Genomic DNA, 12606 nt, shown 5'->3' on the forward strand with positions numbered 1-12606 from the left:
TGACTAATAAAATATTGATATTTCTCATTATCTAATTTTTCTAAAATTACAAAGTTCCAATTTTCTCCTATGATAAAAGCCCCTTTTATTACTTTAAAATTATTAATTTCTATTGCTGAGATTAATTCTGCTAATAGTTGTGGTCTAGGGTCGTCATTTTTAATGGATTTTTTAAATTCTTGAATAAAAAAATAAGGTATTTTTGAATATTCTAAGCCTTTTGCTACTAAAAAATCTGTGGTACCTGTTAAGATAAATTTATCGGTTTTATAGGTGAGCTTTTCTTCATAAAAATCTCTTATTTCATGATCCACATCAGTAAATTTTACTCTATTTAAAATCGGAGCAATAAATTTTACTTTTAGTTCTTCTTCGTTATAGCTTTCTATTAAAAAGTAATTTTCCTTAATTAAATTATTAAAAAAATCTTGGTCATTTTGATTAAGTTCAATATCAGCCTTAAACCAATCAGAGAATATTTCAATAGAAATATTTCTTTTAATTTCTACAATAGATTCTAAATCTTTAAAACTAATGGTAGAAAAAGTATAAATTGGTACTTGTTCTTTTAGAGACATTTTTAAATAACCGTTTTAGTAGGGTTCTAGCATATCATAAAATATGTTTAGGTGTTGGACTTGTTTGTCTGATTCAGACAATTATTTTTTGGCAAATATGTTCAATTTCCGTCAAATAAGGGTGCATAGGCAAGCTAATAACTCTTTCAGCCACTTTCTCTGCCACTGAACAATCACTTTCTAATTTAGCAAATGCTTCTTGCTTATTTAGGGGAATGGGATAATGAACCGCTGTTGGAATGTCTTGTTGTTTTAATTTTTGTTGTAGTTGATCACGATTGTCAACTTGTATCGTATATTGGGCATAGACGCTGGTATTATGTAGTTCAATATATGGTGTGGTGACACAATCCTTTAATTTTTCAGTATATGTTTGTCCAATATGATTACGCGCTTGAACTTCTTGTGGGAAAATTTCTAGTTTTGCTAATAATATCGCGGCTTGTAAAGTGTCCATGCGTCCATTAATACCAATACGAGTATGATGATAACGTTTTTCTTGCCCATGTACTCGAATTTCGCGCATTATTTTGGCTAATTCATCATCATTGGTAAAACATGCCCCACCATCTCCATAACATCCCAAGGGTTTAGAAGGGAAAAAACTGGTACAGCCAATCGTCGATAAACTACAAGATTTTTGTCCTTTATAAGTGGCTCCAAAACTTTGAGCAGCGTCTTCAATAACCGGCAGATTATATTTATTAATAGCGTCAAAATCTGCACATTGTCCATACAAGGAAACTGGCATAATAGCTTTAGTTTTTGCTGTTATTGCGGCTTCAATATGTTTAGGATCAATATTATAAGTACGTGGATCAATATCTACAAAAACTGGTTTTGCTCCCAATAACATAATTGTTTCAGCAGTGGCAATGAAACTGAAAGGCGTAGTAATAATTTCATCATCTGGTTTTATGCCGAGTGCCATCATGGCTATAAGTAAGGCATCTGTGCCGCTGGAGACGCTTATGCAGTGTTTTACGCCTACATAGTTGGCTAGTTTTTGTTCCAGTTGGGCAATTTCTGGACCCATGATGTATTTGCCGTGATGCAGAACTTGGTGAATATTTTTTTCTAACTGGGGCAGGATTTGTTGCTGTTGTGCTTTTAAATCAATGAATTCTATTGTCATAGTACTACTCTCAGACCTGACAGGTTTTTAAAACCTGTCAGGTCTTTTGCCAAAATTTAATTTTCTACCCGAATATGAGTCACTTGCCCGTTTATAGCATCTAATTTTTCAATTGTTTCAATTGCTTTATTTAGGTTTTTCTCTACTACTTTATAGGTAAGTATTACTATTGTTACTTCTTCTGTTCCTTCTATCGGTTCTTTTTGAATAATTGCTTCAATATTTATGTTTTGTTCACTTAGTATTGAAGTAATATATGCTAAGACTCCTAATGTGTCATTCGCGGAAATCCTTAAATAATAACTAGTTTCTATTTCTTCTATTGCTACTATTGGTAAATCAGCTAGGGCTTGAAAGGCTAGGTGAGGTACGCGATTGCCGGGATCTGTTGTTAGTGTGCGGGTTACATCTACTAAGTCTGCTATTATCGCTGATCCTGTTGCTAATGCTCCTGCTCCAGCTCCATAGTATAGTGATTCTCCTAATGCGTCTGAATCTACTAATACGGCGTTCATTACTCCTTCTACATTGGCTATTAAACGTTTCTTTGCTACAAATGTTGGATGTACACGTAGTTCAATGCCTTTGTCTGTGCGTTTGGTAATGCCTAGATGTTTTATTTTATAGCCTAATTCATCTGCAAATTTTACATCTTCATTACTAATCTTGGTAATTCCTTCCATATACACTTTATCAAATTGTAATGGAATACCAAAGGCAATCGAGGCTAAAATTGTTAATTTGTGAGCAGCATCAACTCCTTCTATATCAAAAGTTGGATCTTTTTCAGCGTAACCTAAGTCTTGAGCTTCAGCTAATACTTCGCTAAAATCACTGCCTTTTTCACGCATTTCAGTTAAAATAAAGTTACTAGTACCATTAATAATACCAGCAATATATGCGATTTCATTAGCGGCTAAACCTTCGCGCAAGGCTTTAATGATTGGAATACCACCAGCAACTGCGGCTTCAAATGCAACCATAACTCCTTTTTCTTGCGCAGCGGCAAAAATTTCATTACCATGTTTGGCAATCAAGGCTTTATTTGCTGTTACTACATGTTTACCATTTTGAATCGCTTTGAGGATTATTTCTAGCGCGATGGTAGTGCCACCTATTAATTCAACTACAATATCTATATCAGGTTGATTGACTACATCAATCAATTGATCTGTTAATTTAATATTGTCTGTATCATAAGGATAAGCTTTATTTATTTCTTTTGCGCAAGCATGAGTAACTACAATACCTCGCCCTGCACGGCGAGCAATTTCATCAGCATTTTTCTGTAATGTGCTAACTGTGCCACCACCGACTGTACCTAATCCAAGTATTCCTACTTTCACTGGATTTAACATTGTTGTTTATTCTCCTATTTGTAATAATTTATCTTTCTTAAACATTTCTTTAATGTTACGTAATGCTTGACGAGTGCGATGAGGGTTTTCAATCAAAGCAAAACGTACATGATCATCACCATAACTACCAAAACCAATACCGGGTGATACTGCAATTTTAGCGTCATTTATTAGTTTTTTAGCAAATTCTAAAGAACCCATTGATTTATATTGGTCTGGAATTTCTGCCCATACAAACATTGTTGCTTTAGGTTTTTCTACTTGCCATCCTATAGCATTTAAGCCGTCGCATAATACATTACGACGTTCATAATACATATCGCATATTTCTTGAACACAAGTTTGATCATCTTCAAGTGCGCTAACACTTGCGACTTGAATCGGGGTAAATGTACCGTAGTCAAGATATGATTTGAGGCGAGTTAAAGCTCCAATCAGGGTTGGATTACCACACATAAACCCTACTCGCCAACCGGGCATATTATAACTTTTAGATAAGGAAAAAGATTCTACAGCAATATTCTTGGCACCGGGTATTTGTAAGATTGAAGGTGCCACATAACCATCAAACACAATATCTGCATAGGCTAAATCATGTATGACCCATATTTTATACTTTTTAGCAATATCAACTACTTGTGCAAAGAAGTCTAAATCAACGCATTGTGTGGTTGGGTTGCCGGGAAAGTTTAATAATAATATTTTTGGGGGAATTTTAGCAGTAGTAATTTTTTTAACTAATTCAGAGAAAAAATCAACGCCGGGCATTAAAGGTACATGATCAATTTCAGCACCTGCGATTATAAAACCATAAGGATGAATGGGATAAGCTGGATTTGGTACTAAGATTGTATCGCCTTTTTCAACGGTAGCTAAGGCTAAATGGGCTAAGCCTTCTTTAGAGCCAATGGTAACAATTGCTTCAGTTTCAGGATTTAAGGATACATTATAACGTTGTTGATACCAATTAGAGATGGCTTGACGTAAACGCGGTATGCCTTTTGAGGCTGAATAACCATGCGTATCTTTACGCTGCGCTGTTTCTACTAATTTGTCTATGATATGTTGAGGGGTAGCTTGATCGGGATTACCCATACCAAAGTCAATAATATCCTCACCTAGAGAACGTGCTTTTAATTTTAAATCGCCTACTATATTAAATATGTAAGGAGGTAGGAGCTTTATACGAGGGAAGTCATCTTTCAAGGTAAAATTCCTTATAAACACTAAATGATAATATGTATAGAAAAGTCGCAAATTATACGCCAAATTTTAATTAAATTATCAAACCAACAACAGCGGCGGTAAAGCAAGTAGCTAATACTCCTGCAAATACTGATTTTATGCCTAATGATATTATTTCACTTCTTTTTTCTGGTGCCATTGTTGTCATTCCTCCAACCATAATACCAAGGCTGCCTATATTTGCAAATCCACACATTGCATATATCATTATTATTTGGCTTTTTTCTTGTAGCGCGTCTTTTGGTAGATTTGATAAATCTATATATGCTATTAGTTCATTTAATATAATTTTGGTTCCCATTAATGATCCTGCTGTCATAATTTCTGCAACGGGAATTCCTATTAAAAAGGTGAGTGGTGCCATTATTATACCTAATATGTATTGTAAACTTAGTGGTTGTATAATTTGATTGATTAAGTTTACTAGGGCTATTAAGACTATGAGCATTGCTATAATATTTACTAGCAGTTTTACACCATCGCTGGTACCTTTGATAATTGCATCCATTGGGCTATCTGCGATTTTTGGAAATGTAATTTTCTTTTGTTTTTTGTCGCTGTTATGGGGGATCATGATCATAGATATGATTAAGGCTGATATTACGTTTAATACTGATGCGGTTAATATATGCCCCATTGCATCTGGTATTTTGGATCCTATAATTGTTGCGTATAAAACCATTATTGATCCAGCAATTGTTGACATGCCTGCTACCATGACGCTAAATAATTCTCCGCGTGTCATGTCTTTTATATATGGTTTGATTAATAGTGGTGCTTCTACCATTCCAACAAAGGCATTGGCGGCGGCACTAACTCCAGCGGCTCCTCTGATTTTTAGGGTTTTTTCTAGTAACAAGGAAAATATTTTTACAATGAAGGGCAATATACGATAATAATAAAGTAGATATGATATAACGCTCATTATTAAAATGATAGGCAGTGCTTTAAAAGCTAGGATAAACATTGAGTTTTCATTTTTAATTTCAAATGGAGTAGCACCGCCTCCAAGATAGCCAAATACAAAGCTAGTACCAGCAGTTGTTGCTGTTTCTAATACTAATACTAATTTATTCAGCATCATGAAAATATCTTTGAATATGGGTAGATTTAAAAACATTATCGTTAGTATTAAATGAATAGCAATTGCGATTAAAATAGATTTAAATACAATGGTTTTTTTTGCTTCACTGAAGAGATAGGCAATCAGTAAAATAGATAAGATTCCAAATATACTTTGTAGTATCATCATGTTAATATTCTTTAGAAGTTAGTAATAATGTATCATTATATATGATTAATTTAATTCTAGATGCAGCAACTGCAAAAGGTTATGAAACAGATTTTTACCTTTGGCTCATGACAAATGCTGAACTCTTGCGACGACAGCAGTTAAATAAAATTGATATTGAGAATATAATTGATGAGCTAGAAAGTATGGCAAAACGTGATAAACGGGAGTTATTGAGTCGTTTAAAAGTGTTACTTATGCACTTGTTAAAGTGGCAATTTCAAGCGGAAATACGTAGTAAAAGTTGGAAAATGACGATTAATGAGCAACGTGAACAAGTACATTTAATTTTAGTTGATAGCCCTAGTTTAAAGCATCAATTAACAGAAAAACTTGATGATGCTTACCGTTTGGCACTTAGAGCTGCTATAGCAGAAACTGATTTACCAAAAAATGTTTTTCCAAACAACAACCCATATTCTTTGGAACAAACATTAGATGATGATTTTTATCCTTAATTTAACATCAAGCCAACAACAGCGGCGGTAAAAGAAGTAGCTAATACTCCTGCAAATAATGATTTCATTCCTAATGATATTATTTCGCTTCTTTTTTCTGGTGCTATTGTTGTCATTCCTCCTACCATAATACCAAGACTGCCTATATTTGCAAATCCACACATTGCATATATCATAATTAATTGACTTTTTTCTTGTAGCGCGTCTGCTGGTAGATTTAATAAATCTATATATGCTATTAGTGAATTTAATATAACTTTGGTTCCCATTAATGATCCTGCTGTCATAACTTCTGAAATGGGAATTCCTATTAGGAAGGCTAGTGGTGCCATTATTACGCCTAAAATGCCTTGTAAACTGAGTGGCTGTATTATTTGATTTATTAGATTGACTAGGGCTATTAAGACTATAAGTATTGCTATAATATTTACTAGCAGTTTTATGCCATCACTGGTACCTTTGATAATTGCATCCATTGGGCTATCTGCCATTTTTGGAAAGGTAATTTTATTTTGTTGTTTGTCGCTGTTATGGGGGATCATGATCATAGATATGATTAAGGCTGATATTACGTTTAATACTGATGCGGTTAATATATGCCCCATTGCATCTGGTATTTTGGATCCTATAATTGTTGCGTATAAAACCATTATTGATCCAGCAATTGTTGACATGCCTGCTACCATGACGCTAAATAATTCTCCGCGTGTCATGTCTTTTATATATGGTTTGATTAATAGTGGTGCTTCTACCATTCCAACAAAGGCATTGGCGGCGGCACTAACTCCAGCGGCTCCTCTGATTTTTAGGGTTTTTTCTAGTAACAAGGAAAATATTTTTACAATGAAGGGCAATATACGATAATAATAAAGTAGATATGATATAACGCTCATTATTAAAATGATAGGCAGTGCTTTAAAAGCTAGGATAAACATTGAGTTTTCATTTTTAATTTCAAATGGAGTAGCACCGCCTCCAAGATAGCCAAATACAAAGCTAGTACCAGCAGTTGTTGCTGTTTCTAATGCTAATACTAATTTATTAAGCATCATGAACATATCTTTAAATATGGGTAGATTTAAAAACATGATAGCTAGTATTAAATGAATAGCAATTGCTATTAAAATAGATTTAAATACAATTGTTTTTTTTGCTTCACTGAAGAGATAGGCAATCAGTAGAATAGATAGAATTCCAAATATGCTTTGTAGTATTGTCATATTAGAAGTTACAGGGAAAAACGATAAAGTTCATAAAAATCATCCTTATATAAAGATTCGACTTTTTTATATTGTTGTTTGATGGCTATTTTATTAAAAATTGCAAAAGTTTCTGGATAATCATTGTTATATATATGGTATTTAATTAGACTTAATTCTTCTGATGTCATAGCTTTCCAATTATTCAAACAATATTTCCACCAACGATCAAGGTAATCGCTTTGAGTTTCATCTTCACAACGCACTAGATCATATATTAGTAAAGAGCCACCGGGTTTTAAGGCTATAGTTGCTTGTGCAAAAAAATTGTCTTTTTCTGTCAAAGTTAGATGATGTATGGAATAACCTGCGATGATAATATCAAATTTAGCTTGTTGAGTAGCTATAAAATCTATTAAATTTGTTTGAATAAATTGTTTATCACAATTGATAGTAGCAAAATTTTGTTGTGCTTCTTGTAAGGCAATTTCAGAAAGATCGATTCCATAGTAATTTGTTATGTGGCTATTTTTTAAGATTCGCGCTATATGATAAGCATCTCCACATCCTAAATCTAATAGATTTTGATGCTGATGTTGATTTAGGAAATATTGTAATTTTTGAAATATTTCTATATGAAACATGTAATTATGTTTAATTACTTTTTTATAGATATTCCATTGATTGAAAAATTCTTTTATTTGCTTTGACATATTATTGCAATTTTTATTATAAGTGAATAAAATCTATGATGTCTCATTATATACAATATATTATTAATTAGAGGGTCTAAATATGTTTATTATACGTATATTATTGTTTAATTTATTATTAATTGTAACTTCACCAATTGGTGCTGCTTGTAATGATTATCAATTACAAGTAAATCAGGCAATACGTGCTAATGATTTAACTAAATTAGAACGATTGTTACCAAGATTACGCTATTGCCCATCATCTTATAGAAATGCTGTGAAACGTAGTATGTCAAATATTGCAGCGGCAGAAAATTGGCTTAAACGCGCTAAAATTATGACTTGGGCTACTCAAGCTTTGTATGGTGATATTGCGATACGTCGTCAAGATTGGCAAAATGCCAATACATTTTATAATCAGGCATTGGATTTAATAAGTGATAAGCAGGCAACACCTCAAGCACCTGCAAAAGCTCAAATCGAAACAATTTATAAACAAGCAGAAGAAGCTCAAATGTTAGATGGTAACGTAAATACAATCAGTCGTTCAGGGCGAGGTACTGGTATGATGCGTGGCAAAATACGTGGTTTTATACCAATAAAACGAGCTATGCCTATACCATTTTACACAGGTAAATGGGGGTTAGATGAAAATGGTCCACGTTTCTATAATAATTACATTTCAAGACAACGCGCTACATTAGTCAAAATCGAGATAGTCAGCCTTTTGATGAAAAAGATGGTAAGGATGAATCTTTGTTGTTTTATGATTACAATCATAAACAAGGTTTTATTATAGATGATGAGCTTTATAGGGTTAATAAATTTCCTTATAATCTTCCGTCGCTAAAAGTAACATCTCCATTTGGAGGTGATAATTTAATAGCTATACTATGTCGCCAACCAGCATATGGTTTGCATCGTTTGTTAAAATCTAATAAGATTCCAACAATTAAACAAGTTATGGCGCGTTTAGAAGGTAATACTTGTCAAATTGGACAGTATGGGTTTTTTACTCAGGAGCAAGTTAATGCTCAAATTTTAATGAATAAGTAGTTAAAGAGGTAAAAATGGAAAGTATAAATAAACAAGTTTTACAACAGACTTTATCTATAAATGTAAAGATTCCTGAGACTATTGTTAATATCAATCATAAATATGTTCAAGAAGCTCTCGAGCAAATTGTGAATGAATTATTCAGAACCAATCCGGAGGCATTAAAGGCTAATTCTCCAGAAGAAATTCGTAAAAGATTGAATATTTCATCAATATATAAACCGAAAAATACTGGCAAATGGAAAAAATTTACCGAAGGTTTAAAACAACATGCTATGGGAAAAGAAGCTGGGGAAGTATTTGATAAGGGTAGAAAAGAATTTCATGATAATTTTATTATGACAAAACATGAATAAAAGATATTTATTGGATACAAATAGCCTTAGTTCCCTAACTAAAAGTCATGATACACACCATGATAAATTTATTTCAAAGGTGAATGCTCTGAATGATAATGTAGAGCTTTATGCTTCAATTATCAGTCTCTATGAAATGGAATATGGAGCCGCTCATGCTAAAATACCTGAATTAATTCAAGAAGCAAGAGAAGCTATACAATATATTAAAGATGCAGATAAAAATGAAAATAAAGAACAAAATATAATTAAACTTTATGCTTTAACAACACAAGGAGCAGAAATATTTGGAGAACTTAAGGAACAATTTCAGAAATATAAAGAACAAATAGGCGAGAATGAAACGGACATTTGAGTCGGCTTTGCCTTTTAATCCTTAGGGCGTAGGTGAATATTCCATGTTTTAGTTGTGGTAGTTCTTGGGCTAGCGTTTCACTGTCTGTTGCACTTATTACTGTTATTCGTGCATCGGCGGCATCTTTTAGTAGCCGTGACATAATCAGCGGCAGAATCCACGCCTTTATTTAATTGCCAACTCACCATTTTATCCCCATTAGGCGAAGCAGCATAATGTCCACTATTTGTCCAAGCTACCCATTCTCCATTACTTGCATGAAACAAGGTTAATAAATTTTCCTGTGTCTTGACATTCCAAAGCCGTACTGTTTGATCAGCACTACCAGAAAGCAAGAAACGTCCATCTGCCGAAACTGCCACTGCCCAAATAATGTCAGTATGCCCAATATAATCGCCAATTTTTGAGCCATCGCGTTTGTAAGAGGTGAGAACTCCGTTCATTCCACCGCTGATAATTATTTGTCCGTTGGGTGTGAAGGTATAGGAACGGTGTTAATAACCATCAGTATTACCACGTTGAATAGTGGCAACTATACTGTTTTGTTTGCTAATAGCAACAATGGCTGCATTATAGTTATAATCACCGCCTTTATAGTGATATAGATACCAATCTTGCCATTTATCTTTAGCGCGAATGTAATTCTTATAGGGTTGAATTTCTTTGGGTGTGCCTAGTGGATGATCTGAGCTAGGGAATCTGAGACGATATTCTATTAGACCGCGATTAATAGAAGGTTTTGCTGAAGGAGCTTGTGTTTTTCCCCAACCTATCTCTGTCCCATCTTCTGAAAAACCCACAGCCCAAATACTAGCATTAACACTCTGCCCGCTGGGATAAGAGAATACGTGAGAGTTAGATGTTGAACTCATTAGGACTAAAAGATAAGCTAGAAACTTTTGCGCTTTGATTAGCGAAGCTTTTAAGAAATTTCCCAGTTAGTCCATTCCATATAGCAATGTGATCTCTACTTCCAGAAGCTATATTACCATTTGTAGGAGATATTGCCACAGACCTAAACGCTTATCATTACTAGCAGTAACCACACGCTTAGAATCTGGAGTAAAAGCTAGATCATAAATAGCATCAGTATGTCCTTTTAGAATTATTGTGTCCTCGTAGCGTTCGCACTGTCTCTCCAGTTTCTAAGTCCCAGATTCGCACTAGTTTGTCATCTGCCGCCGAGACTAAATAACGTCCATCGGAGGTGAATCTGACATCATTAATCTTCGACTTATGCCCGCCAGTGTCGATTTGCAGGATGGGGGGTGCTCTGAAGCTTATTGTTTCAGTTTGTTCTGATGTTGGTGGTGGTTTATTTTCGGGTTCGTTGCATCCGGTTAGGGATAGTAGCTTTAAAAGCTTGAGTATCGGTATGACCATGAATTTGAATAGTTTTGCCATATAAACTTCTAAAAGCCAATGCGTGTGATTCAACTGATTCATAGCTTGCCGACGCTGTGGATCATACAAAGCCAACAAGCTATCCTTATCATCTTGACAAGCATGTAAATGAGCTTCTAAACTAAGCGCAAAGCGTCCTTGCTTATAATAAGTCTCGCCTAAACCATACCAAGCTTGAGGAAAATTAGGACGCTGTTGTATGGCTTGCTTATAATGAAAAATAGCCTGAGAATAAGAAGCTTCATCTTCCAACAAAGAAGCTAAATTATTATGCGCCTCTGGCATAGTTGGACATAATTGTAAAGCCTTTTGACGATAAATGCTACCAGCTTGACTATGTACATCATAAAACTGATAAACAAAATCAATAGCGGCATCACTACAGTCCGCCCAACTGTTATTAGAAAAGCTTAAAATTAGGATAATTGCAAAATGTTTTAATGAAATGGACATAACTTGCTAGCTCCTGTAACTAATAAAATTAATTTTAGCGTAATTTATAATTTAAATCAATACCTACAGCCTTAAAGTGATATGATAAGCCTATCTAAAAATAAGCATATAAAAGAGGTTATAGCTTATGGAAAGTACAGCACTTTTAAGTAAAAATAGTCACAATTTAAAGGCAAATCTAATCGAAATTCATTTGTCTCGCGATGAAGCTGGTTTATTAAATAATTCGCTCCATGAGATTTGCTATGGCTTGGGATTAAAACCGAAAGAATTTGAAAAGCTAATAGGTGCCAAACCAGAAACTGTAATTGAACTGTTAAACAAAATCAGCCGTGAAATTAATGCGGCTGTTGAAAGGATAGAAGATGAAACGGACTATCTATTAAAATCGCCCGCAAATGCTTTGCAATTAGAACATGCTAAGCAAGAATTTGAAGCTGGGCAAGGAATAATTGTTGATAACTTAGATGAATTGGATCAGTTACTTGAATGAGAAAACTACAGGTGATGCCTTCTGCTATTGAAGCTTTGAAATATTGGAAACAGACAGATCCAAAAAAGTATCAAAAAATTAAAAATATGTTGGCACAGATTTGTGCCACACCTAAAATGGGTATTGGCAAACCGGAACCTTTAAAACATAAATTGACTGGTCTGTGGTCACGACGTATTGACAAAGTCAATAGATTGGTTTACAACTTCGATGATGAATACGCCTATTTATGGCAAGCCCGTTACCATTATTCTGAAATACCAGAATTGTCATCAATAGATAAGACAGTAGAAATAAATTTAGGAAAAAATGGTTTTTCTGATGATGAAAATCATAAATAAAGAATTATAGGTAGGTTATCACCGACCCTACAAGTAATTAGTACAACGGATTTACGGAATAAACGGATTTTTTTTCTAGCTTATTACCAATAATCCGTTTATTATCACACCTAATTCATTCCTAGGGCGTTGCCCTAGGCTGGTATGTTATCCCCTGTTCAATGCGTAACATCAGTAAATTAAATTAAA

Annotated in this window: 18 protein-coding genes; 7 read left to right on the forward strand and 11 right to left on the reverse strand. The window is 34.0% G+C overall.

Annotation, left to right across the window (positions count from 1 at the left end):
• The 5 genes from BHU68_RS07615 to BHU68_RS07635 form a co-directional block, all read right to left on the reverse strand.
• Positions 1 to 578 (reverse strand): hypothetical protein (locus BHU68_RS07615; protein WP_083235046.1); only part of this gene is annotated, 578 nt, incomplete at its 3' end.
• Between the two features lie 73 nt (positions 579 to 651).
• Positions 652 to 1713: a DegT/DnrJ/EryC1/StrS family aminotransferase gene (locus BHU68_RS07620; protein WP_069472371.1), complete on the reverse strand. Its 1062-nt coding sequence runs from the start codon at positions 1711 to 1713 to the stop codon at positions 652 to 654.
• Between the two features lie 56 nt (positions 1714 to 1769).
• Positions 1770 to 3071, reverse strand: coding sequence for a homoserine dehydrogenase (locus BHU68_RS07625; protein ID WP_069472370.1), 1302 nt, complete (start codon positions 3069 to 3071; stop codon positions 1770 to 1772).
• A 6-nt stretch (positions 3072 to 3077) separates the two neighbouring features.
• On the reverse strand, positions 3078 to 4277 hold the full coding sequence (alaC, locus tag BHU68_RS07630) for an alanine transaminase (RefSeq protein ID WP_069472369.1): 1200 nt from the start codon (positions 4275 to 4277) through the stop codon (positions 3078 to 3080).
• 70 nt (positions 4278 to 4347) lie between these two features.
• Positions 4348 to 5568, reverse strand: coding sequence for a NupC/NupG family nucleoside CNT transporter (locus BHU68_RS07635; protein ID WP_069472368.1), 1221 nt, complete (start codon positions 5566 to 5568; stop codon positions 4348 to 4350).
• 41 nt (positions 5569 to 5609) lie between these two features.
• Between BHU68_RS07635 and BHU68_RS07640 the strand changes: the two genes are divergently transcribed.
• Positions 5610 to 6065 (forward strand): DUF29 domain-containing protein, encoded by a 456-nt coding sequence (locus BHU68_RS07640; protein ID WP_069472367.1) that lies wholly within the window; start codon positions 5610 to 5612, stop codon positions 6063 to 6065.
• Here BHU68_RS07640 and BHU68_RS07645 read toward each other — a convergent pair.
• Positions 6062 to 7285, reverse strand: a complete 1224-nt coding sequence (locus tag BHU68_RS07645) for a NupC/NupG family nucleoside CNT transporter (RefSeq protein ID WP_069472366.1) — start codon at positions 7283 to 7285, stop codon at positions 6062 to 6064. The two genes, BHU68_RS07640 and BHU68_RS07645, sit on opposite strands and share 4 nt — an antisense overlap.
• Positions 7286 to 7293: 8 nt before the next feature.
• On the reverse strand, positions 7294 to 7977 hold the full coding sequence (locus BHU68_RS07650) for a class I SAM-dependent methyltransferase (protein WP_069472365.1): 684 nt from the start codon (positions 7975 to 7977) through the stop codon (positions 7294 to 7296).
• A gap of 82 nt (positions 7978 to 8059) precedes the next feature.
• Here BHU68_RS07650 and BHU68_RS07655 point away from each other — a divergent pair, with 82 nt between their 5' ends.
• The 4 genes from BHU68_RS07655 to BHU68_RS07670 are packed head-to-tail and all read left to right on the forward strand — an operon-like array spanning position 8060 to position 9726.
• Positions 8060 to 8758 carry a hypothetical protein gene (locus BHU68_RS07655; protein ID WP_069472364.1) on the forward strand — a complete coding sequence of 233 codons (699 nt, stop codon included), beginning with the start codon at positions 8060 to 8062 and terminating at the stop codon, positions 8756 to 8758.
• Positions 8719 to 9015, forward strand: a complete 297-nt coding sequence (locus BHU68_RS07660) for a hypothetical protein (RefSeq protein WP_069472363.1) — start codon at positions 8719 to 8721, stop codon at positions 9013 to 9015. The genes BHU68_RS07655 and BHU68_RS07660 overlap by 40 nt, the downstream gene beginning before the upstream one ends.
• Positions 9016 to 9029: 14 nt before the next feature.
• Complete coding sequence (locus tag BHU68_RS07665; RefSeq protein ID WP_069472362.1) at positions 9030 to 9371, forward strand: hypothetical protein; 342 nt, start codon at positions 9030 to 9032, stop codon at positions 9369 to 9371.
• Positions 9364 to 9726, forward strand: a complete 363-nt coding sequence (locus tag BHU68_RS07670; protein ID WP_069472361.1) for a type II toxin-antitoxin system VapC family toxin — start codon at positions 9364 to 9366, stop codon at positions 9724 to 9726. Before BHU68_RS07665 ends, BHU68_RS07670 begins: the two co-directional genes overlap by 8 nt.
• A 77-nt stretch (positions 9727 to 9803) precedes the next feature.
• On the opposite strand, the gene BHU68_RS07675 is transcribed toward BHU68_RS07670, so the two are convergent.
• The 4 genes from BHU68_RS07675 to BHU68_RS07685 all read right to left on the reverse strand — a co-directional run bounded on the left by BHU68_RS07675 (position 9804) and on the right by BHU68_RS07685 (position 11583).
• Positions 9804 to 10169 carry a WD40 repeat domain-containing protein gene (locus tag BHU68_RS07675; RefSeq protein ID WP_069472360.1) on the reverse strand — a complete coding sequence of 122 codons (366 nt, stop codon included), beginning with the start codon at positions 10167 to 10169 and terminating at the stop codon, positions 9804 to 9806.
• Positions 10170 to 10220: 51 nt separating this feature from the next.
• The gene (locus tag BHU68_RS07680; RefSeq protein WP_069472359.1) at positions 10221 to 10598 is read right to left on the reverse strand and encodes a hypothetical protein; all 378 of its coding nucleotides are present in this window, start codon (positions 10596 to 10598) and stop codon (positions 10221 to 10223) included.
• A 108-nt stretch (positions 10599 to 10706) separates the two neighbouring features.
• Positions 10707 to 10868, reverse strand: coding sequence for a hypothetical protein (locus BHU68_RS18325; RefSeq protein WP_445082192.1), 162 nt, complete (start codon positions 10866 to 10868; stop codon positions 10707 to 10709).
• Positions 10813 to 11583, reverse strand: coding sequence for a WD40 repeat domain-containing protein (locus BHU68_RS07685; RefSeq protein WP_069472358.1), 771 nt, complete (start codon positions 11581 to 11583; stop codon positions 10813 to 10815). The genes BHU68_RS18325 and BHU68_RS07685 overlap by 56 nt, the downstream gene beginning before the upstream one ends.
• A gap of 127 nt (positions 11584 to 11710) precedes the next feature.
• On the opposite strand from BHU68_RS07685, the gene BHU68_RS07690 reads away from it, so the two are divergent.
• The gene (locus BHU68_RS07690; RefSeq protein WP_069472357.1) at positions 11711 to 12076 is read left to right on the forward strand and encodes a hypothetical protein; all 366 of its coding nucleotides are present in this window, start codon (positions 11711 to 11713) and stop codon (positions 12074 to 12076) included.
• Complete coding sequence (locus BHU68_RS07695; RefSeq protein WP_069472356.1) at positions 12073 to 12417, forward strand: Txe/YoeB family addiction module toxin; 345 nt, start codon at positions 12073 to 12075, stop codon at positions 12415 to 12417. The genes BHU68_RS07690 and BHU68_RS07695 overlap by 4 nt, the downstream gene beginning before the upstream one ends.
• The last annotated feature ends 189 nt before the right edge of the window (positions 12418 to 12606 follow it).

The organism is Candidatus Marithrix sp. Canyon 246 (genome assembly GCF_001723685.1).
In the GTDB taxonomy this organism is placed as follows: domain Bacteria; phylum Pseudomonadota; class Gammaproteobacteria; order Beggiatoales; family Beggiatoaceae; genus Marithrix.

Coding starts and splice junctions, on each gene's coding strand:
- BHU68_RS07670 (WP_069472361.1), top strand. CDS start 9,364: ATGAATAAAAGATATTTATTGGATACAAATAGCCTTAGTTCCCTAACT.
- BHU68_RS07620 (WP_069472371.1), bottom strand. CDS start 1,713: ATGACAATAGAATTCATTGATTTAAAAGCACAACAGCAACAAATCCTG.
- BHU68_RS07695 (WP_069472356.1), top strand. CDS start 12,073: ATGAGAAAACTACAGGTGATGCCTTCTGCTATTGAAGCTTTGAAATAT.
- BHU68_RS07675 (WP_069472360.1), bottom strand. CDS start 10,169: ATGAACGGAGTTCTCACCTCTTACAAACGCGATGGCTCAAAAATTGGC.
- BHU68_RS07680 (WP_069472359.1), bottom strand. CDS start 10,598: ATGAGTTCAACATCTAACTCTCACGTATTCTCTTATCCCAGCGGGCAG.
- BHU68_RS07655 (WP_069472364.1), top strand. CDS start 8,060: ATGTTTATTATACGTATATTATTGTTTAATTTATTATTAATTGTAACT.
- BHU68_RS07635 (WP_069472368.1), bottom strand. CDS start 5,568: ATGATGATACTACAAAGTATATTTGGAATCTTATCTATTTTACTGATT.
- BHU68_RS07665 (WP_069472362.1), top strand. CDS start 9,030: ATGGAAAGTATAAATAAACAAGTTTTACAACAGACTTTATCTATAAAT.
- BHU68_RS07625 (WP_069472370.1), bottom strand. CDS start 3,071: ATGTTAAATCCAGTGAAAGTAGGAATACTTGGATTAGGTACAGTCGGT.
- BHU68_RS07640 (WP_069472367.1), top strand. CDS start 5,610: ATGATTAATTTAATTCTAGATGCAGCAACTGCAAAAGGTTATGAAACA.
- BHU68_RS07685 (WP_069472358.1), bottom strand. CDS start 11,583: ATGTCCATTTCATTAAAACATTTTGCAATTATCCTAATTTTAAGCTTT.
- BHU68_RS07645 (WP_069472366.1), bottom strand. CDS start 7,285: ATGACAATACTACAAAGCATATTTGGAATTCTATCTATTCTACTGATT.
- BHU68_RS07690 (WP_069472357.1), top strand. CDS start 11,711: ATGGAAAGTACAGCACTTTTAAGTAAAAATAGTCACAATTTAAAGGCA.
- BHU68_RS07650 (WP_069472365.1), bottom strand. CDS start 7,977: ATGTCAAAGCAAATAAAAGAATTTTTCAATCAATGGAATATCTATAAA.